This is a genomic window from Alteromonas sp. 5NW40-0090 (genome assembly GCF_057552975.1).
In genome coordinates this window covers 20,251-40,987 of the sequence record NZ_BAAJLT010000017.1, presented here as the reverse complement: position 1 = coordinate 40,987, position 20,737 = coordinate 20,251, and the positions used below count along the sequence as shown (strand labels likewise).

22 protein-coding genes are annotated in these 20,737 nt (G+C 43.8%); 15 read left to right on the top strand and 7 right to left on the bottom strand.

All coding sequences use genetic code 11. The features are described 5' to 3' along the window. Positions 1 to 10: 10 nt before the first annotated feature. A complete protein-coding gene (locus tag AC27KT_RS18905; RefSeq protein ID WP_487132522.1) occupies positions 11 to 862 on the top strand; it encodes a universal stress protein in 852 nt (283 codons plus the stop codon). Positions 863 to 976: 114 nt separating this feature from the next. Here AC27KT_RS18905 and AC27KT_RS18900 read toward each other — a convergent pair whose 3' ends face one another. The 3 genes from AC27KT_RS18900 to AC27KT_RS18890 form a co-directional block, all read right to left on the bottom strand. Continuing rightward, positions 977 to 1,672 carry a calcium-binding protein gene (locus tag AC27KT_RS18900; RefSeq protein ID WP_487132520.1) on the bottom strand — a complete coding sequence of 232 codons (696 nt, stop codon included), beginning with the start codon at positions 1,670 to 1,672 and terminating at the stop codon, positions 977 to 979. 319 nt (positions 1,673 to 1,991) lie between these two features. After that, positions 1,992 to 2,390, bottom strand: coding sequence for a GFA family protein (locus AC27KT_RS18895; protein ID WP_487132518.1), 399 nt, complete (start codon positions 2,388 to 2,390; stop codon positions 1,992 to 1,994). Between the two features lie 47 nt (positions 2,391 to 2,437). Next, positions 2,438 to 3,493, bottom strand: coding sequence for an aromatic ring-hydroxylating oxygenase subunit alpha (locus AC27KT_RS18890; RefSeq protein ID WP_487132516.1), 1,056 nt, complete (start codon positions 3,491 to 3,493; stop codon positions 2,438 to 2,440). Between the two features lie 162 nt (positions 3,494 to 3,655). Between AC27KT_RS18890 and AC27KT_RS18885 the strand changes: the two genes are divergently transcribed. Together AC27KT_RS18885 and AC27KT_RS18880 are read left to right on the top strand one after the other, a co-directional pair. Next, the gene (locus AC27KT_RS18885; protein ID WP_487132514.1) at positions 3,656 to 4,576 is read left to right on the top strand and encodes a cation diffusion facilitator family transporter; all 921 of its coding nucleotides are present in this window, start codon (positions 3,656 to 3,658) and stop codon (positions 4,574 to 4,576) included. A 103-nt stretch (positions 4,577 to 4,679) separates the two neighbouring features. Continuing rightward, positions 4,680 to 5,012 (top strand): hypothetical protein, encoded by a 333-nt coding sequence (locus tag AC27KT_RS18880; protein ID WP_136782985.1) that lies wholly within the window; start codon positions 4,680 to 4,682, stop codon positions 5,010 to 5,012. Positions 5,013 to 5,206: 194 nt separating this feature from the next. Here AC27KT_RS18880 and AC27KT_RS18875 read toward each other — a convergent pair whose 3' ends face one another. Then, entirely contained in the window at positions 5,207 to 5,446 is a 240-nt protein-coding gene (locus tag AC27KT_RS18875) for a hypothetical protein (protein WP_039236345.1), read from the bottom strand. Positions 5,447 to 5,755: 309 nt separating this feature from the next. Here AC27KT_RS18875 and yoaA point away from each other — a divergent pair, with 309 nt between their 5' ends. From yoaA to AC27KT_RS18815, 12 genes are all read left to right on the top strand, one after another. Next, positions 5,756 to 7,675: a DNA repair helicase YoaA gene (gene yoaA, locus AC27KT_RS18870; RefSeq protein ID WP_487132511.1), complete on the top strand. Its 1,920-nt coding sequence runs from the start codon at positions 5,756 to 5,758 to the stop codon at positions 7,673 to 7,675. A 78-nt stretch (positions 7,676 to 7,753) separates the two neighbouring features. Further along, positions 7,754 to 8,470: a tRNA (adenosine(37)-N6)-threonylcarbamoyltransferase complex dimerization subunit type 1 TsaB gene (tsaB, locus tag AC27KT_RS18865; RefSeq protein ID WP_487132509.1), complete on the top strand. Its 717-nt coding sequence runs from the start codon at positions 7,754 to 7,756 to the stop codon at positions 8,468 to 8,470. A 58-nt stretch (positions 8,471 to 8,528) separates the two neighbouring features. After that, complete coding sequence (locus tag AC27KT_RS18860; protein ID WP_487132507.1) at positions 8,529 to 8,852, top strand: hypothetical protein; 324 nt, start codon at positions 8,529 to 8,531, stop codon at positions 8,850 to 8,852. A gap of 350 nt (positions 8,853 to 9,202) precedes the next feature. Beyond that, positions 9,203 to 9,859, top strand: a complete 657-nt coding sequence (locus tag AC27KT_RS18855) for a Slp family lipoprotein (protein WP_487132505.1) — start codon at positions 9,203 to 9,205, stop codon at positions 9,857 to 9,859. 97 nt (positions 9,860 to 9,956) lie between these two features. Further along, complete coding sequence (locus AC27KT_RS18850) at positions 9,957 to 10,796, top strand: alpha/beta fold hydrolase (protein WP_487132503.1); 840 nt, start codon at positions 9,957 to 9,959, stop codon at positions 10,794 to 10,796. A 122-nt stretch (positions 10,797 to 10,918) separates the two neighbouring features. Then, positions 10,919 to 12,571, top strand: coding sequence for a long-chain-fatty-acid--CoA ligase FadD (fadD, locus tag AC27KT_RS18845; RefSeq protein ID WP_039222787.1), 1,653 nt, complete (start codon positions 10,919 to 10,921; stop codon positions 12,569 to 12,571). A gap of 63 nt (positions 12,572 to 12,634) precedes the next feature. Next, a complete protein-coding gene (rnd, locus tag AC27KT_RS18840) occupies positions 12,635 to 13,792 on the top strand; it encodes a ribonuclease D (protein WP_487132500.1) in 1,158 nt (385 codons plus the stop codon). 120 nt (positions 13,793 to 13,912) lie between these two features. Next, positions 13,913 to 14,209: a YcgL domain-containing protein gene (locus AC27KT_RS18835; RefSeq protein ID WP_487132498.1), complete on the top strand. Its 297-nt coding sequence runs from the start codon at positions 13,913 to 13,915 to the stop codon at positions 14,207 to 14,209. A 6-nt stretch (positions 14,210 to 14,215) separates the two neighbouring features. Then, positions 14,216 to 15,298 (top strand): lytic murein transglycosylase, encoded by a 1,083-nt coding sequence (locus tag AC27KT_RS18830; protein WP_487132496.1) that lies wholly within the window; start codon positions 14,216 to 14,218, stop codon positions 15,296 to 15,298. Beyond that, positions 15,298 to 15,966 carry a fumarylacetoacetate hydrolase family protein gene (locus AC27KT_RS18825; protein ID WP_487132494.1) on the top strand — a complete coding sequence of 223 codons (669 nt, stop codon included), beginning with the start codon at positions 15,298 to 15,300 and terminating at the stop codon, positions 15,964 to 15,966. Before AC27KT_RS18830 ends, AC27KT_RS18825 begins: the two co-directional genes overlap by 1 nt. Beyond that, on the top strand, positions 15,963 to 16,457 hold the full coding sequence (locus AC27KT_RS18820; protein ID WP_487132492.1) for a YcgN family cysteine cluster protein: 495 nt from the start codon (positions 15,963 to 15,965) through the stop codon (positions 16,455 to 16,457). The genes AC27KT_RS18825 and AC27KT_RS18820 overlap by 4 nt, the downstream gene beginning before the upstream one ends. A 135-nt stretch (positions 16,458 to 16,592) precedes the next feature. Further along, the gene (locus tag AC27KT_RS18815) at positions 16,593 to 17,876 is read left to right on the top strand and encodes an alginate export family protein (protein WP_487132490.1); all 1,284 of its coding nucleotides are present in this window, start codon (positions 16,593 to 16,595) and stop codon (positions 17,874 to 17,876) included. An 85-nt stretch (positions 17,877 to 17,961) separates the two neighbouring features. Here AC27KT_RS18815 and AC27KT_RS18810 read toward each other — a convergent pair whose 3' ends face one another. The 3 genes from AC27KT_RS18810 to nhaB are packed head-to-tail and all read right to left on the bottom strand — an operon-like array spanning position 17,962 to position 20,612. After that, the gene (locus AC27KT_RS18810) at positions 17,962 to 18,510 is read right to left on the bottom strand and encodes a GNAT family N-acetyltransferase (RefSeq protein WP_487132488.1); all 549 of its coding nucleotides are present in this window, start codon (positions 18,508 to 18,510) and stop codon (positions 17,962 to 17,964) included. Then, a complete protein-coding gene (gene dsbB, locus AC27KT_RS18805) occupies positions 18,507 to 19,034 on the bottom strand; it encodes a disulfide bond formation protein DsbB (protein ID WP_487132486.1) in 528 nt (175 codons plus the stop codon). Before dsbB ends, AC27KT_RS18810 begins: the two co-directional genes overlap by 4 nt. A gap of 3 nt (positions 19,035 to 19,037) precedes the next feature. After that, positions 19,038 to 20,612: a sodium/proton antiporter NhaB gene (gene nhaB, locus AC27KT_RS18800; protein ID WP_487132484.1), complete on the bottom strand. Its 1,575-nt coding sequence runs from the start codon at positions 20,610 to 20,612 to the stop codon at positions 19,038 to 19,040. Positions 20,613 to 20,737 lie beyond the last annotated feature (125 nt).

The window sequence follows — 20,737 nt, the reverse complement described above, 5'->3', positions numbered from 1 at the left end:
GAGACAAGTTATGGATAAAATTATTACCTGTATTGATGGCTCTGCAATAACACCCGCCGTCGTCGGCGCTGGCAAATGGGCCGCAAATAAGTTGGCAAAACCGTTATGCTTTCTCCATACTATTGAAAAGGCGCACCAGCACGGCGCGGATGATTATACTGGCAGTATCGGGCTAGGCGCTCACTCCTCGTTATTGGAAGAGATGACCAAACTAGATGAGCAAAGGAGTAAGCTTGCTCTACAGATTGGTGACGAGCTTCTTGAATCCGCAGTGTCTGAGGCTACAAAAGCGGGTCTAGAGACAGTGCAATCTTTACAGCGTCATGGCGATATCGTTGAGGCATTGGTCGAACTTCAAAGCGAGGCACGACTAATTGTTATTGGCCGCAAAGGGGGCGGTTACGAAAACGAGTTTAAAGCTATTGGCTCTCATCTAGAAACACTGCTACGAAAAGTATCCCGGCCCGTTGTTATTGTCCCTGAAGAATTCTCAGCGCCATCGTCATTTATGATTGCCTATGATGGGCGTGAGTCAGCTGATAGAGCACTACAAAAAGTGCTCGATGGCGGCCTTTTGTATGGCATTGATTGTCATTTGGTGACGATCAAAAACAATGAATCGAATCTTAAAGCCAAGTTTGATAATGCTGCCGCTCAATTAGTCGAGCGTGGCTTAAACGTGACTACTGCATTCTTAGAAGGTAATATTAACAAAGAGTTGGTGAAATATCAGATAGAGAACAACATTGATTTGTTGGTAATGGGGGCTTTTGGACATTCTAAATTGCGACAGCTATTTGTTGGTAGCAATACATTGAAAATGTTAGAAACAGTAGATATTCCGTTGGTTGTTTTACGATAATCTACACAGTGGTGTTAACAGATGCTCAAGAAACTAGCTCAGGTCTAATCTGACATCGTCACCTGAAAAAACGGGTAACGGTAAGATTAAGTCTGAGCTAGTACAACTTAGTGATTACTCTTCAGAACTATCACTTGAGCTACTTTCAGACGTACTCAGATAACGCTTAAATTCCGTACGCGTAATTAATTCATCGTCATTTGCGTCAATGTTATCGAAGTCGCGGGTTACACCACTTCGAGAGGCTTCAGCTTTAGTAAGCTTACCGTCGCTGTTAGCGTCCATCATCTCAAATTTACTGCGTGCAATGACCGCTTCATCTGCGATAACTGTTTTATCGTTAATGACCGTATCTTTAGAGACTTTTTCAACTTTCGTCTTTTTTAAGTCTCCATTCGCTTTCAGCTCAGTTTCGGCTCTTAACTCGTGCGTCAACCTTTTGTCTTGCGTAGCTGCAACAACTTCATCTACATCGGCATCAACTTCCACTTCCGTTTCTATTGTACCTTTTTTACCCATGCTTTCTTTCATCGATTTTACAGTCGCAAGCACTTCATCATCGAAGTGTTGAGGGTGCTTCATCACATGAGTGTTAAACTCTTCAATCGAAAGCTGCATATCTGAATTAGCATCAATTTTGGAGAAATGCGCATAAATCTCATCGTCGTCAGCTTCTTCCTGCGAGATGTAGCCGTTGTCATCGTTATCTAGATCAACAAACGTCGTATCGATTTTCTCCATGTCGTCGCCAGCAAATGCACCAGCAGACAGAGCGGCACTAATTAATGTAGCAATAGTTAACTTTTTCATATCTTACTCCTTGGTTTTTCGGCCTCCATACTGCTTAAAAACGGAGGAGAGAATTCACAAAGGACTATTCACAGCATGTGCCATTCTGGTAAATTTAATTAAAATCAATTGTTTAGGTTTTCTTGAGACTGGTGGGCGTTACGCTGAATTGTGAGAACTATAGAATTTCATGCAAAAGTTACCCAATGATTTTAACAAAAGTGATACAAGATAATTGAGGTTCGCTAAGACCGTAAATATCAATCGACCTCCTGCTATTCAAGCAGCGAGTATTGTTAAATATAAAGCCACTAGGTTTCGAATCAGTAGTCAGTGTATATTACGGTAAACGTTCGAATTTTGTAATGGTTTCTAAACTTTGCTCCCACACAGCTTTGCTTACGTCGAAGATATGTGCAGTAGGTTTAATGAGTAGTTTTGTATCCAGACACCCAGCGGGTACGACTAAAGTGTTACTGAGTTGAGTACACGGAAGGGCTGAGCCACAAATTTTACAGAAACTTTTGCTATGACGCGTGTTCTCGAGCGTGAAGTTGGCTATAGCGTCAACACCCGATGCCCAAGTTAATATTGCCGAAGTTGAAAACAGGTTGGCAGCGAAAGCCGAACCTGAATCTTTTTGACAATGTTTGCAGTGGCATAGATAAAAACTGTCAAAATCACCCTCAATTTCAAAAGTTACTGAACCGCACAAACAAGACCCTTTGTAATTTTTCATCAAAACTCCTTTTTTCTGAAATGACACTATTTAAAGCACCAAGATTGCTATTGTTTAGCAAGCCAGTCGTAAAAATGCGCCACGCCCGCTTCTAAAAACGGTTCTATGGGGCCTTGTTCTTCTTCGCCTGATAAATAAAGTGCCCGTCGACCTTTTTCTAACAATAGGCAGGCTTCTTCGTCTTCTTCCGCTGTTTCCATATATGCGGCCTTTTCTGCTGCAAAGTAGTCTGGCATATCCTTATGAAGCGCTTTTGGATAATAAAATTCTACGTGGTTTATACACGCGCTCGCACCTTTGGGGTAAATCGTGCTTACAACGATAATGTCTGGGTACCACTCGATCATAATATTAGGGTACAAAAAGCACCATATCGCGCCAAAGCGAGGAAGTGTTTGCCCAAATCGTGCTATTAATGCGTCTTGGAACTCTCTGTAACGCGGCGTTGTACGCTTAGTGAGTCGGTCGCCTAGCCCAACTTTTTGAACTGAAAAATCATCGCCAAAAGACCATTGTAAATCATCGGGCTTAACGAACTGGCGAAGCCCAGGGTGCATGGAGTACACGTGATAGTTTTCTAGATAGATTTCGATGAATGTCTTCCAGTTAAATTGATATTCCGTCGTTTCAGAACCGGCGTAAAAGTAATCGGTAAAGTCGAGATAGTCCTCAAGCCCAAGGGCAGATAAGTCCATATCAGGAGAGCGCCCTTTAAATAGAAGGCCGTTCCATACTGATAGCGATTCTTTTTTCAACTGACCGTTAGGTGCATCCTTAAAGTGTGGCGTCCCTTTAAGCTGACCTGTGTTGTCATAGCCCCAACAGTGGAGTTTACAAACAATGCTGCGTGCCCGACCTTGCCCTTCAAGAAGTTGAGCTTGTCGATGTAAGCAAACGTTAGATATAAGTTCATGGTTCTCACCCTGATTAAATAACACATAACGGTCGTTAAAGTGCGGCAGCACCTGATAACTAAACTTCTCTGGCACCATGAGAGAATGGCCCGCATAAGCAAGCCCACGAGAGAATGCCTGTTCGATTTCCTGCTGGCTTTCATTAGCATCAAAATAACTTTTTATAGAAGGGTGAATAACGGTTTTCATAGTTTAAAATAGGTATTAAAAACGCATTGCGTTAAGTCGTAATTATATAGGCGCTATGTATCATTGTATTGATTAAAAAAATAGCAATATTTTTGTTCAAAGCACTATTTTTTTTTAAATAACGGAGTAGAATCCGCGCACCTTAATTTCGATGTGACTCTCATGGACATTGGCTTCCATCACCTTGAAGAAAAGCGTCTATTAACGCTTTCTTTTTACATTGCCGGTGCATTTGTCGTTATTGCGCTTGGTTTTGCCATTTTAACCAGCTCTGGCGCTATTTTATTTGATGCTGCTTACTCGTTAATTGCTTTTGTAATGTCAATGCTAACGCTTAAAGTAGCTAATTTGGTTCAACGTCCTGATGATGACCGGTTCCACTTTGGTTACACGGCAATTGAGCCTACGCTAAACATGTTTAAGTCGCTTATTATCATTGCCACTTGTGTGTATGCCGTCGCGAGCTCTGTTCAGAGTTTACGAGCAGGTGGTCACGCAGCTGAGTATGGTATTGGTATGGTCTACGGTGTTGTGGCAACGGTTGGCTGCTTTAGTATCTCTTTTTACATGCGTGTAAAAGGTAAGCATTTACTGTCCGATTTAGTAAAAGTGGATTCTCATACTTGGATGATAGACGGTGTGCTAAGTGCATCCATCTTGTTCGCTTTTATCTTGGCCTACGCGCTGGAGTTGACGGAATATAGAACGCTGTCGCCGTACGTTGACCCCGTTTTACTGATTATCCTTGGCACGGTAATGCTGCCGGTGCCGTTTAAGATTCTGCGTGAAAGCCTTAACGAGGTAATCAATAAAGCGCCGCCTGAAGCTATCTCGGCGGTAATCGAGAAAAAATTCAAAAAAACCTTGGCGGACGTCCCATACGAGCACGTGGAAGTGCGAATTAGTAAGCGGGGCAGGGATGTTTATCTGTTAGTCCACATTATAGTAGATGACGCATTCTCTATTGCAACGATCAGTGAGTTAGACGAAATTCGACTGAAATGCGAAGCAGAGATGCGCGAGTGGGACCCTGCAATTATCATGGATATTTTGTTCATAAAAGATCCTGAACTAGCAGAGTAGTGATAAAGAGTGAATACGACATTTCTCGTATTCACCCTTTGCGTAGCTGGCAAAATTCTCAAAATTTTCCGATAATCAAATCTTTAAACTAATTGAAGATGTGATGGAAACGCGACTTCCGCTATATAAAAAGCTGCTGGTGATGTACCGCATAGAACCGGGTTGCCTTGGGCCGCAAGGTGCTGATTACGTCGAGGAATTCTGTGTATTTGCCAAGAAAAAGCTAAAAGACAACCATGGTCATTGTTTGCGATGGACCATTAAGCCCCGCTACGACAAGACACTGCCTGAGCTTGAATTTCAGATAAAAAATGCCGTACTTTCCCGCGACAATGCGGCTAAATATATGGACAGTTTTGGCATTGATATCGACACTTTTGAAGAAGAGTTAGAAGAATCACTCGCCGATTTGGTTGACGCGTTTTTTGAGCGTTAACTTTTTTATTGAGCAGCTATGGTATACATCGCCGTCAAAAACGCTGAGCATCGAAAATTTTTCTAAGTCCAGAGCCCGAAACCACGGCCCAAAAAGAAAAGTACAAAAAAGAAAAGTACAAAAAAGCCCCGCCATTTCTGGCGAGGCACGTTTATTCATTCTGTTAACGTGAGTCAGTAAACTAGCTTGTTAGACTAGTTTAAAGATTTCAGCTTCTGGTAACCTTCAGCTTCTAGCTCATCGTTTACGCACTCTAATACGAATACGTCTTCCGACTTACCTTTTGTACCTTCTTCTTCAGCAATTTCTTTACAGAACTGGGTTAATTCCGCTACCAGCTCTGCAGGTGCTTCTTCTGATGCAGCTGCAATTACAGAGAACGCCATTGCGCTTAAACCTACCAAGCCTAAACCTATAAAGCGTAAACCTTTCATAATTACCTCGTTAAATAGTTGTGTAAATATTTACGAGCGGGATATTGCGCCTAAGTTTTACTATTAAAAAGCTAATTTTTTTGTTCTAGAAGACAAATTCTTTTCATCAAAAATTTAACAATTTTTTTGACTCTTAAAGTGTCAGGAAGCGAATAGTTAAGGTGGGAAGTTTTTTTAATATCTGGGTAGTTCAGGATTTAAGAGATTGGGCTAGGCTCACGCTAAAGTGTAAACCTTTGATGGGCATTTTAAAGGCTTTTTGGCATAATGCGCGGCCTAAAGTAGAAAAGTAATGACAGCGCTGAAACCATGCCCACAATAAATAACGTATTCTCTTCAGATGGCCTCCTTGCAGGTGCTATCAAGGGGTTTGTACCTCGCGAAGCTCAAACTGAAATGGCAAAGGCGGTTAAGCGTGCTATTGATACCACGGGTAGTTTGATCGTTGAAGCGGGAACGGGAACGGGAAAAACCTTCGCTTATCTCGCCCCTGCATTGTTGAGCGACGGAAAGGCTATTGTTTCTACAGGAACTAAAAACTTACAAGAGCAGTTATTTCACCGCGACTTACCACTGGTAAAAAAGGCCTTGGGCAGCAAGCGAAAAACTGCACTGTTAAAAGGCCGTTCAAATTATCTTTGTCTTCATCGAGTAGCACAGCACAGTGGTAATTCTACGCTGGTTGAAAAAGAGGTATTGGGTCAGCTTTCAGAAGTGAAACGTTGGTCTAGTACTACGAAAACAGGTGATATGGGGGAGCTTAAAACCCTTCCCGAAGATGCCCGTGTTTTACCGCTTGTTACCTCTACAGTGGATAACTGCTTGGGCCGCGATTGTCCAGATTATGAAGATTGCTACTTGGTAAAAGCGCGCAGAAAGGCGCTGGATGCTGATATTATTGTGGTAAACCACCACCTTTTCTTTGCAGATATGGCACTGAAAGACACAGGGTTTGGCGAACTTATCCCAGAAGCTGACGCGATTATTTTTGATGAGGCTCATCAAATTCCTGATATTGCGAGTGATTATTTTGGCGAGTCACTTTCAACAAGACAAATTCACGACATTGCGAAAGATATCACGCTGTTGTTCAGAACAGTGCTAAAAGATGCTGGGCAGCTAGATAAAGCAGCTGACAAATGCAGAATGATTTCCTCTGATCTACGGTTATTGTTCCCGGATACGGCCGAACGCGGCAACTGGGCCGAGGCGCTAGACCGTGACGACGTGCGCATGCAGGTGGGCAAATTAGCCGAAGCGCTGGGTGTACTGCATGAAGTGTGTAAGTTACACATTGGCCGTGACAAAGACTTAGACAACATGTACGAACGTGTTGTGGCTGCAAGAGAGCAGTTAGATGCGTTAAGCGACAATAAGCAAGAAAATGTAAGTTTGTGGTATGAAACTACTCAGCGCCACCTCATTATGCATTTAACGCCCTTATCAATTGCCGCTAAATTCAGACGTTTCGTATCATCGCCGCCCCGCGGGTGGATTTTTACCTCGGCAACCTTAATGGTAAACGGCGGTTTTGATCACTTTCAGCGCCGCATGGGCTTAGAAGACGCAGAAACGTTAGGATTAGATAGTCCGTTTAATTATCCTGAACAGGCCATGCTGTGCGTGCCTCGCTATTTACCAGAACCAAACAGCTACGCTATGCGCGAAACTTTGCTAGAAACAGCCAAACGGCTAATCAAAGCAAGTCGCGGCAGATGTTTCTTGTTGTTTACTAGTCACGCTATGCTTAGAGAAATTGCGCAGAAGCTAGAAGATGAGATAGATAATCCGCTACTGGTGCAAGGGACTACCACCAAGCAAGCATTGCTGGATGCGTACCTTGCAGATGAAAAAGCGGTATTAATGGGCACAGGCGCTTTTTGGGAAGGGGTAGACGTACGCGGCAACGACTTGGTTTGCGTGATGATTGATAAGCTGCCCTTTGCGTCACCTGATGATCCGCTGCTTCAAGCGCGTATGGAAGATGTAAAAAAACGTGGAGCAAACCCGTTTGGTGTTATTCAAATTCCTCAAGCTGTTATTACGTTAAAGCAGGGCGCAGGACGACTCATCCGTGACCCTTCAGATAAAGGCGTGCTGGTTATATGTGACAATCGATTAGTGACAAAACCTTACGCCAAAACCTTCGTCGGAAGCTTGCCAGATATGAAAAGAACAAGAAGCTTGGACGAAGTGGAAAAATTTTTAGCCGGCATTGATGAAGCCTAAGTTAAAGCACTGAAAAAGCGGTAAACGTGTATGACGCCATTAGCCCCGTTTTCAGCTTATATGAAACAAGAGATAAACATGAACATTTTAGCTATAGACACCGCAACCGAAGCTTGTTCGGTTGCGCTTCAATTCAAAGACACCGTCATAACGCGTTTCGAGATATGCCCTCAGCAGCATAGTCAACGACTGCTTCCCATGGTCGATGAGGTGTTAAAAGAAGCAAAGGTTTCGCTGGGCGACCTAGATTTACTGGCTTTTGGTCGAGGCCCAGGCAGCTTTACCGGTGTTCGCATAGCAACGGGAATGATTCAAGGTTTAGCGTTAGGGACAAGCTTAAAAGTGGCAGGCGTGAGTACGCTTGAAGCTATGGCGTTTGAAGTAGCGTCTAAAACTCAGCATAAAGATGCATTGATTGCTGTTGCGTCGGATGCGCGTATGGGTGAAGTGTACTTCGCGGTTTACTCACAGTCGCAAAGTGGGCTTGTTCTTTGCGTTGAAGAGCAAGTTTGTCCGCCCGAAACGGCTATTGAACAGCTAAACGCGCTTAAGGAAGATAATAGCGCCGCTGTGATTGCAGCAGGCACCGGCTGGTCTGCCTATGAGGAGCTTGATAACTGGAAGTCTGAGGTATGTGGCGAGGTAACTTCTGACGTCACGCTTCCAAACGCTCAATACATGCTTAAACTTGCAATCGATGCGTATAGCAAAGGCGAAGTATCTAATGCTGTGAATGTAGAACCTGTATATCTGCGCGATAAAGTAACGTGGAAAAAGTTACCGGGAAGAGAGTAGAAGTACTAAAAAGAACGTACCGTATTAAAGAAACCGAAATACTGCGGTTTGCTCTAGTATGGTACGTTTTTTGCCTTATCAACCTCGTATGATTATCAATAATAATTTCGCACTACCGTCCTCTGAACCTTCGCAAGGACGAGTGGCAAAGATAGGCAAAGACCCCGAACAGCAAAATAAGGGGCAGAGTGAGTCGTCGGTAAAGGCGATCGTTGTTGCGCCTGATGAACAGGGTACGGATAACGCGAAGGCCTACCAGCAATTTATCCGCGAGGATGGCAATACCTACTCTCAAAATGCGATAGCCTCTTACACCAGTTTTGAAAAACAACAGCAACGTGAATCTATTCAGTCCATGTTCGGCGTAGATATTTACGCATAATCTTCCACACGCTATTGCGTTCTTACTTGCAAATTAATTCTAACAAATTGTTGAATTTCACAAACAGTTTTGAACAAACTCATAGTATGTCTGCTCTAAACTAGACGCTATACAGGTAAGCTTTCTTGTTTATGCGATAGATTAGTTGAACGACAGTGGTTGTCGTTTCGTAATAATGCTAATGTTTAGTTGCTGGAGTGCGGTTTTTCTTTGTAACTTAAAGAGATACGTAAGACTATATAAGAGTTTTTAAATATATTGCCGCACATGGATTTTATTTGAAACACTTGGCGTTTTATTTGTAATCCATACAAGCGCAAAATTTTTCTCGGGTCCATAGGAGCGCTTTAATGTCTCGTTATTTAGTTTTACTTACGGTCATGTTGTTTACTGGCTGTACTATTGTTCCAGAAAGTATTGAGGTACCTGAGGGTACACAGTTAGTCAGCTATTCCAAAGCGGTCACTTCGGGGGCTAATGCACAAGGTCAAAAAGCACGCTGGGGTGGAATGATTGTTGGCGTTGAAAATAAACCTAACAAAACGTTCATTGAACTCGCTCATTTCCCTTTGAACCACTACGGTAAACCTTCGACAAATGGCGAAACATCGGGGCGTTTCAAGGTACAAATTGACGGCTTCGTCGACCCTATTGTTTTTGAAGAAGGGCGTTCAGCTACGTTCTTGGGTACGATAACTGCGCCGACAGCGGGTATGGTGGGCGAACAACCATATATTTATCCTACTATTGTTGCTGATGATTATCATATGTGGAGAAAACAAGAGGTTTACGATGTAAACACTTACTTCTTCAATTACCATACAGGTTGGTACTCACCATTTTATCACTTCAATGGTCCTTGGATGTACCCGCACTTTAATAGAACCCGAGTGATTCGTTATCAAAATGCCCCGAGCAAGGCTAAGTTACCATCGCGCAATTCAGGGGCGAGTAACTCAAGAACAAAGTCGACAGCGCAGCCTTTGCGTGCAGATAAACAAAAATAGTAACAAGGATTAGGGCGGCAGGTAATTGCCGCTTTTTTTGTTTTTGGTAAAAGTTGAGTGTAGAGGAGGCGGCAATTGATTGCCAGCATGGGAGCTTATGATTGAAACTGAATTCGATATTGGAGGGCTTAATCTAGCAGCGTTAGACAATCAAGGTGCTGGTAAACTTGTAGTTGGTTTACACGGGTACTTAGATAATGCTGAAAGTTTAAGGTTGTTAGCGCCTTACCTTCAATCGCATCGCTTTGTTGCAATTGACCTCGCGGGTCATGGTCGCTCGTCTCACCGTGCACAAGGCGCACATTATAATCAAGTCGACTATCTGCAAGACCTTTATGCCCTTATAGAATCTCAGGAGTGGGATGAAGTTATTTTATTAGGACATTCTCTAGGTGGTATTCTGGCAAGCCTTTTTGCTGCACTCTTTCCAGAAAAAGTCGCTGGGGTGATAAGTATTGACGCCTGTGGGCCGCTTACCGAGAGCGAGGAAACAACCGCTACTCAGATGCGAGAGTCTATAGTGAGTCGTCACACGAAATCACGTAACAAGCTTCGACTTGTTGAGTTGGAAGATGCGGTAAAGGCGAGATGCAACATTTCTGACATACCCGAAGCGCATGCCCGTTCAATATTGACGAGAAATTTGACGCAAGATGCAGGCGGGCATCGCTTTTGGTCGAGCGACCCGAAACTTCGCACAAAATCATCACTGAGACTAACAGAAAAGCAAGCAGAATCTCTGATGCGTGCTATTGTATGTCCTGTACTTTTTATCGGCGCATCCAATAGCTTCAAAAATCTAGAGACAGTCTTTCCAAAAAGGAAGGGGTGGTTCTTAAATGCTCAATACGAACAATTTGTAGGCGGTCATCACATTCACATGGAAAATACTGATGATGTAGGGCTAATAATTCGCAATTTTGTTGAGCAATTGTAAATTGTGCCGTTTATTTTTTTTTACACTTCCTATACTATTCGCAAGTTATCAGACCAGTTAGATGTGCACGTCTTCTTTGGGTGCTCATTCAATAGTATAAGAATAAAGTAGAGGAGGTTTTGGTGGAAAAAACCTGGCTTAAGCATTACGACCCTCGCGTTTCCGCAGAAATTGATGCCGATCGTTACGCATCTGTAGTAGACATTTTCGAGCAGTCGGTTAAGAAGTTTAAAAATAAAGAAGCCTTCATTAACATGGGGCACTCAATTTCGTTCGAGGAGCTAGATACCTTATCTGCGCAGTTTGCAGCGTACTTACAATCTAGCGGCCTGAAACGCGGTGATGCTGTCGCAATCATGATGCCTAATCTCCTTCAGTACCCTGTTGCTATGTTTGGGATATTGCGTGCAGGTATGGTTGTGGTGAACGTTAACCCTCTTTACACCGCCCGCGAATTAAAGCATCAGCTAAATGACGCCAACGCGAAGGCCATAGTCATTGTCGAAAACTTCGCATGTACCCTAGAGGAAGTGATTGCAGAGACTAATCTACAAGAAGTCTTTCTGACGGCTTTAGGCGATATGCTTCCGGCACCTAAGCGCTGGGTCGTGAACGCGGTAGTGAAGTACGTTAAAAAGATGGTGCCGTCTTTCAACCTGCCTGAAACCACTTCGTTTATGTCGGCGGTTAAAAAAGGTCAGTCTCTTGAATATACGCGTCCAGACATTGATAGTGGCGATTTGGCATTCCTTCAATACACAGGTGGAACAACCGGTGTGTCTAAAGGGGCTATGCTAACTCACCGCAACATGGTGGCAAACTTAGAGCAAGTATCAGGTATTCTAGAAACCGTTATTGAAGAAGGCGAAGACTTTGTAGTAACAGCGCTTCCGCTTTATCACATCTTTGCGCTGCTAGCGAATTGCTTGATGTTCGTTAAATACGGTTGCCGTAACTTACTTATTACTAACCCACGCGACATGCCGGCTTTTGTAAACGAACTTAGCAAATACCCATTTACCATTTTGCCTGGCGTGAACACTTTGTTTAATGGCCTGTTAAATACGCCGGGGTTTAGCGAGCTTGATTTTAGCAAGTTTAAGTTTGGTCTAGGCGGCGGCATGGCAGTTCAGCGCCCCGTTGCTGAAAAGTGGGAAAAGGTTACTGGTACCGTACTTCTTGAAGGCTACGGCCTGACAGAGTGTTCACCTGTTGTTGCGGTAAACCCTCCACAGATTGAAGCTTACAAGGGCGCAATCGGAATGCCGGTTCCTTCAACAGACATCAAGCTTCTTGATGACGATGGTAATCCAGTTGAGAAAGGCGAACCTGGTGAAATGTGGGTGAAAGGCCCTCAGGTAATGAAAGGCTATTTAAACCGACCTGAAGCAACAGAAGAAATTCTGAAAGACGGTTGGTTAGCTACAGGCGACATTGCTACGGTAGATGATGAAGGTTACTTCTATATTGTTGACCGTAAAAAGGATATGATCCTAGTCTCAGGCTTCAATGTGTTCCCTAACGAAATTGAAGAAGTAGCTGCAATGCATGACAACATTGTTGAGGCTGCGGCGGTTGGGGTTCCTCACGAAGTCAGCGGCGAAGTGGTGAAATTATTCGTAGTACGAAACAACGACTCACTCACTGAAAAAGACGTTATCGCGCACTGTCGTAACCACTTAACGGGTTACAAAGTGCCTAAGCAAGTTGTTTTCAAAGACGACTTACCAAAAACCAATGTAGGTAAAATACTGCGTCGGGAGCTTCGAGACTAATTTCATTGAAATTTGTTTTGTGAAAGCCGGCGTAAGCCGGCTTTTTTATTACTGTGCAAAAATATGCAATATCAATTAATCACGACATCTGAACAACTTGAAAAAGTGTGCACTGTAGCACAGCGTCAAGAGGCGGTAGCCTTAGACACCGAATTTGTAAGGACTAGAACTCTTACTCCCCACCTGGGCCTTATTCAGCTCTACGACGGCCATCAACTGGTTCTTATCGACCCGCTTGCCATCGACAACATGCGCCCGTTTATCGAGCTTATGGAAAATAACGAAGTAGTAAAAGTGCTGCATTCGTGTTCAGAAGACATAGAAGCATTTCTCACAGCGTTTGACACGGTACCAACACCTGTTTTCGATACGCAGTTGGCGGGAAGTATTTTGGATATGGGGCCGTCACTTGGCTACGCAAAGTTAGTAGAGCTGCTATGTGATATAACGCTAGATAAAGGAGAGTCGCGAACCGACTGGATAGCGAGACCCCTTCGCGAATCGCAACTGAGTTATGCCGCAAACGATGTATTGTACTTATTGCCATGCTACCAACAGCTAGCCAGTAAAGTGCAAGAAGCGGGCAAAGTGCATTGGATTTATCAAGAAATAGCTTTGCTAGTAGATAAAAAACGAGCCCAAATGCCTGAAGATTTTGCGTACTTAAGCATTAAGAATAACTGGCGTTTAAACAGCGAGCAGTTGACTGTATTGCAGGCTTTAGCAGCATGGCGTTTGAACACCGCACGTAAGAAAGACTTGGCACTAAACTTTGTGTTTAAGGAAGGGCATTTGTTTGAAGCGGCGCAGCGGCTTATCGATAGTAAATCTGGCCTTTCTCGCATTAACGGCGTGAATCATCAGTCCGTACGCCGCTACGGCGACACTATCATCACGCTAATTGAAGAGGCGAGAGCAAAGTACGCGCAAACGCCAGAAAAGCTCAGGCTTCCGGTTGTGCTGCGGTTAATTGATATCGCCAAGTATAAAAAAACGCTGGCCGACCTTAAAGTTATCAGCGACCAGATAGCGAAAGACAATGCTGTAAATAGTGACGTTATTGCCTCTAAAAAACAGCTGAATCAACTGTTAAAATGGTACTGGTTTTCGGTTGATGAGACCCGCGTGCAAGGGCTAATGCCGGATGTACTGTCGACGTGGAGAGAGCCATTGTTTCGCTCTCACGTAACTCGTCTACTTGGCGACGCTCCGGCCCAATAGTGCTTTAAAAGCAATATGGGTGAGCAGTATTGGCAAGAGGTTTATGTTCTCGGGCCAATTAAATCTGCATAGTGACCCCAAAAGAACTAAAGAAACGAATTAAGAAAGAGTAGAAATTCTATGTTATGCGCAGTTTATAAAACGCGAAAGAAAGACGGCATGTATTTGTATGTGCCAAAGAAAGACCATTTTGAAGACGTGCCAGAGCCGCTTATGGCAAAGTTTGGTCGCCCAGAGCTAGTGACTATCATTGCCCTAGAAAAGCGCGAGAAACTTGGCCTGGTTGACAAGCAAAAGCTTATCGACGAGCTTAATGAAAAAGGCTTTTACCTCCAAATGCCGCCAAAAGAAGATAATTTGCTAGAGCAACACCGTGAATCCCTTGGGCTTTCAAAAATGCCCGATAAGAAGTTTTAAATATCCATGTTATTAAAGACTCTAAAACGCTTAGTTGGTCGAATTACCTTTATAGCTAAGCGCAAAAATCGTAGCTTATTTCCTCAACCGCGCAATATTGCCCTAGTTCTATCGAGTTTAACCTTCAGCTTTTCACTGGCAGCTCATACCGAAAATCAATCAAGTAATGACAGTGGGCTTAGCGAGACGGGCTTTAAAAGCTACGTTGCTCAACTGAAAAAAGAAGCGGCCGAAAAGGGCATAGATAAGACTAAGTTAGATTTGGCGTTTGCTGACATTACTTTCAGGCCCACGGTCGTCAAGTCTGACAAAAGCCAGCCAGAGAAAAAAATAACGTTAGATGATTATCTAGCAACCCGAGTACCCGACTGGAAAGTAAAGCAGGCGGTTGAGCAGTACAAGGAACACAAAGTACTGCTTGATGAAATTGCTAAAAAATATGGGGTTCAGGCACGCTTTATTGTTGCGCTATGGGGCAATGAGTCCAACTTTGGTAAAATACAGGGTAACTTTAGTGTGTTGTCTGCACTGGCATCTTTGGCGTATGAAGGGCGACGAGAAAAGCTGTTTAAAGACAACTTTTTTGCGGCACTTCAGATCCTAGATGAAGGGCATATCTCTGTAGAGGCGCTTAAAGGCTCTTGGGCCGGCGCGATGGGGCAGACACAGTTTATGCCCATATCCTTTCTAAATTACGCAGTGGACTACGACGGCGACGGCAGAAAGGATATTTGGGGGACCAAGGCAGACGTATTTGCGTCAATCGCCAACTATCTATCATCTGAAGGTTGGGATAATGAAGGGACGTGGGGACGCCAAGTAATACTAACCAAACCAGTACCTTTTTCAGGGTTAGCGAAATCTAACATGAAACCCTTGGCCTTTTGGCAGCAGAATGGCGTCAAGCGCTACAACGGAAATGAACTCCCCAATGCAGAAATCACAGCGTCGCTTATTATGCCTGATGGTGAGCAAGGCCGAATTTACTTGGTGTATAACAATTTTCACACGCTGATGAAGTGGAACCGTTCGTCTTACTTTGGCGTTTCGGTTGGGTACCTATCAGAGCGAATTAAGCGAGGTTACTAATGGCTTATCGTCACATTGATTCTCAAGGCAATGAAATATCTCTACCCGTTAGTAAAGTAGTGTGTATAGGTAGAAATTACCTCGACCACATTCAAGAAATGAATTCTACCGTATCTGAAGCGCCCTTGCTGTTTATGAAGCCAAAGGCTGCCTTATGTCATATGCAGAAGCCTATTGCCATTCCTACCGACAAAGGCGAGTGTCACAACGAGCTTGAAGTTGCTGTGCTGCTAAAATCATCATTGAAGAATGCCAGTGATGATGACGTAAAAGCCGCGATATGGGGTATTGGACTTGGTCTCGATTTAACCCTTCGCGAGGTTCAAGCCGAGCTTAAGAAACAAGGTCAGCCATGGGAAAGAGCGAAGTCTTTTGACAACAGTGCACCTCTATCAGGCTTTGTGCCGTTAAGTGAGGTAGACAACTTAGAAGACCTGCGTTTTACCTTAACCATAAATGGGGTGGTTAGACAGCAGGGACATACCGAGCTGATGCTGCACAAAATCATCCCACTTATCGCCCATATGTCATCTATATTTACGTTGGACAGTGGCGATGTGATCCTAACGGGCACGCCCAAAGGCGTAGGTAAACTTAGCCCTGTAGATATGGTAGAGGCATCGTTAGAAGGCCTCTTATCGGTGAGTACAAAGGTAATAGCTGAATGACAGTAGCATTTTGGGAAACCAAATCTTTAGAAGACATGACCCAACAGGAATGGGAATCACTGTGTGATGGATGCGGTAAGTGTTGTCTGCAAAAGTTTATCGATGATGACGCGGTAGAAGAATACGAAGTGACCGACCACATTAACGATAATGAGAAGATTCACTATACCAATATTGTGTGTACGTATTTAAACACAAAAAAATGTGAATGTACCCAATATGAAAGGCGCACGGAGCTGGTGCCTGATTGCGTGAAGCTGACAAAAGAGAATCTGAAGGATATCTTTTTTATGCCTAATAGCTGCACCTATCGCCGCCTTTATGAGGGGAGGGGATTGCCTTCGTGGCATCCATTGCTAAACAAGGGTAAAAAACACGTGATGCATGCGAAAGGTATGTCGGTACGGAATAAAACTGTCTTTGAAAGTGATGTTGATCTCAACCATTTTGAAGACTATATCGCCATTTGGCCGTTAGAAGATTTAGACTAAACCCTGCCATTTGTGACTACGCAAGTTCAACACCTCACCTTTGTTTATTTTGATTTTAGACTAAAGAGCGTGAGTGAAATGCGATTGACTAGCTTATAATTACGCATTTCTTACCCGATTTTCAAAGGCCTAAAGATGAGTAAATTGAGTGCTAGTGCTTCGATGTTATTGTTAGCCACTACTTGTATTGGCACATCATTAAAAGCAGAAAGCCTAGATACTAACTACAGCGGTTCAGTGAGAGTACGTTATGAAACGCTTAATAATCCAATCTTTCCTACAGACGAAAACATTCGGGCTAAAACAAATCAACGCCTTTCAACTCGAATTAGATTAAAAGGCGAAGCCAACTATGGAAATTGGAGTGCTGTCGCTGAGATAGAAGACTCCAGGGCTTATCTCGACGAGAATGATCCCACTCTCAAATCTTCGCAGGTGAATACGCTTGAGCCAGTGCAGTTGTACATCACTTACAAGGGTGTTAGTGAGGTTATAGATAGCGTAACTATTGGACGTGTAACACTAGATCACGGCAGTCGTCGACTGATAGGGCGCACACGATTCAGAAACGCTACGAATAGCTTTGAAGGTGCTCTAATAAATGCAAGTTGGTCTGGATGGCATGTTCGTGGTTTCTATTTACTGCCACTCACTCGCTTTCCATTAGATTCGGCCTCTATCGATAGTAATAAACGAGCTTTTGATAAAAGTTATAGTAATCAAAAATTTTATGGCGTTTATGCTGAATCAGAAGATAACACCTGGAAAGTACACAGTTACTGGCTGAAAGAATCTGACTCCGAAGAACTAGCGACAAAAAATCGCGATCTGTTTACCTTGTCGGTGGATTATTCGAAAACCTTTTCAGGAGATTGGAAATACAACATAGAAGCGATAGGGCAAACTGGTCGGGCAAGGCAGTCTACATCGACAACGGACATAGATGATAAAGACGTTACCTCTTGGATGATACATAGTCATATTGGCAAGCAAATCAGTGCTAGTACTTTTATTAGAGCAGAAATTGATGCAGCAAGTGGAGACAATGATAGCACTGACAACACCATAAAAGCCTTTGACTCTCTTTATGGTTTACGGCGGTTTGATTTCGGCCCTACGGACGTTTACCAAACATTTCCTCGTAGCAATATATTGGCACCGGGGCTAAGAGGCGTTACAAAGCTTAATGACGATAACACGCTTATGCTGGGGTACAAAGGACTGTGGCTTCAAAAAGTGGCAGAAGGTGAAGAAGACTTTCTAGGGCATCAAATAGAGTTTCGCTTGCGATATCAAGTATCTGCACCATTAAGATTCGAACTAGGCGGTGCATACCTTGCTAAAGGTGATGCGTTAGAAACTGGCGCATACCCCGACGATTCCATGTACGCCTACACGGGGGTAATGTACTCTTTCTAAGAGTAATTACAGACTATAGAAAAGCATTGCCACATGAGCAAAAAATATTAGGCCTGTTGGTGGCTTGGTTGCACATTTAAGCTGATTAGGTGGTTAGTGCATAAAGAAGCGCGTCTCTTCCGAACACGCGTTTTCTACACAGCCCTTCTTTCACGCCGCCAATTCGCTCGGCAACACGAATGCTTGCTTTATTATTTGGCTCAATAAAGCATTCTAAACGATGCAAATTCATCTGAGAGAACGCAAGCTTTTTTAGCGCTTCACACAGCGCCGTCGCTAAGCCTCTACTGCAGGCGTCGGGTCTTAACCAGTAGCCGAGATTTGCGACTAAATGGGTGTGATGAATATGGTTGATAATACCCATGCCCAAACACTTTTCATCATGCATTAACAAATACGTAAGACCGTAACCTGTCTGACGGGCTTTTTCCATATTAGTTATACACTGCTTTGACAATGCTGGCGTGACAGGGCAAACCTCAGAGCCAAACCAAGGCTTTACATGGTGAATAGATTGTTGTCCCGCATCACATAGCGCATTGCAGTGTTTCTCTGCGATGCGCTGAATGCTAATTGGGCCTTGCTCAGTATGTATGGGAGGAAGGCGAGAAGGCAGAATGGATAAGTCGATCAAAAGGGCTTCTTATCCAGCAAACGGCATGCAAATACAATGGCAAATACAGCAAAGTAAGCAGCAAAGATAATTTGCATCCACTCTGCCATTCCCATAGACAAAAACTGCCACGAGTCTTCTAAACAGTCACCTTCAGCAGCAAATACTGCGGGCAACCACTCGTGAAGTTGAAGCCATGACGGAAAATTAGGCACTATTTCACAGCTAGCAAAAAATGGATTTGCTGCATTAAGAATACCCACATGTTCTTTGGCAATTAAGAAGCCCCATCCTGCAGAAACAGCCCAACCAGCGAAGCCGATCATACGAGTGAAACCGTTATTCTTGATTAGGACGATAAGTGCTGATAATACAATACCGTACATTGCAGTACGCTGATAAATGCACATAATGCAGGGCTTTAGACCCATGCCGTACTGGAAGTAAAGGGCAGCAATTTCCAATGCTAGTGATGACGCAAAAAGCACAAGCCACGAAGACTTGTGCTCTGCCCACTGGCTTATGCCGTGAATGATACCGCGCATGAATTAATGGCCTACCGCTTGGGCGCCTGCTTCAACAGCAGTGTGGTGCTCAATAAGGTGCATGTCGTAAAGCCACTGAGTGGCATCGGCAAGTCCGATATACGTTGCTACCAAACCTACAATAGTAAGTACGATAGTGTACGGCAACGCCATCATAACCATGCGGCCGTATGACAAACGAAGTAGAGGTGCGATGGCTGAGGTCAACAAGAACAGGAAGGCTGCTTGACCATTAGGCGTTGCAACACTTGGTAAGTTTGTACCTGTGTTAATCGCTACCGCAAGCATGTCGTACTGGTCGCGAGTAATTTGGCCAGCTTGCAGGGCAGCCGTTACCTCAGTGATATAAACCGAGCCTACAAATACGTTGTCACTGACCATCGAAAGCACACCGTTGGCAAGATAGAACATGACCATTTGCGTTTCGCCTTCAAACGACAGTACCCAATGGATAACTGGCTGAAATAGGCCTTGGTCAATAATTACAGCTACTACACCAAAGAAAACGCAAAGTAGTGCAGCGAAAGGTAGTGCTTCTTCAAATGCTTTACCTAGAGCATGTTCTTCAATAACACCGCTCATTGAAGTGGCTAGCACAATTACAGACAGCCCGATAAGACCTACCGACGCCATGTGGGTAGCTAAGCCGATTATTAACCAAACACCAATTAGCGCTTGTACTACCAGCTTAGCGGTTTCACGCTTACTGCGGCCTTTGTCCATATGATCGTTGTAATCAACCAAAATTTGTCTAACTGCTGAGGGTAGTTTGGCACCGTACGAGAACATACCGGTTTTTTCTAACACTACGGTGGTTAACAAACCGAATACAAACACGGGTAAGGTTACGGGCGCCATGCGAATAAAGAACTCTACAAAATCCCAACCTGCTTTGTCAGCAATGATAAGGTTTTGGGGTTCACCTACCATGGTCATTACTCCACCCAGAGCAGTACCAACCGCTGAGTGCATCATTAGGTTGCGCAAGAACGCTCTAAAGTCTTCTAAGTCGTGACTTCCCAATTCGTCATCACTGGTGTGATCATGATCTGAGTGAAACTCTTTGCCCGATGCCACTTTGTGATAAATAGAGTAAAAGCCCAAGCCTACACTGATGATTACCGCCACTACCGTTAGCGCATCTAGAAATGCAGATAAAAACGCAGAGGCAAAAATGAATGAAAGCGACAGTATCAGCTTATTGCGTACCTTAATAACCAGTTTGGTAAACAAGTACATAAGCAAGTCTTTCATGAAGTAGATGCCTGCAACCATGAAAACAAGCAGTAGCAGTACCTCTAAGTTCACTTCAATCTCATGCATCATGTGACTGGGTGTTGTCATGCCGATAAACATGGCTTCAATAAGCAGAAGCCCACCTGGCTGAAGCGGGTAGCATTTAAGCGCCATTGCTAGCGTGAAAATAAACTGAATGACAAGCGTCCAGCCAGCAATATAGGGATCCACCATGAAGATGAAGGGATTAACAATGAGAAAGGCAATAATGGTTTTTTTATACCAGTCGGGCGCGTGTCCCAGGAAGTTCTTATAGATCGCCGCGATCATTGAGGTTTGCATGAGTTCCTGTTCCTTTTACAACAAAGTACGCATTTTGCGCATCTTTATACTGTGTAGTTCCGGTTATTGCATACATAAACTGCTGGTGCTGTACGTTTTAAATCGTCTAACCGCCGTTTTGTTGC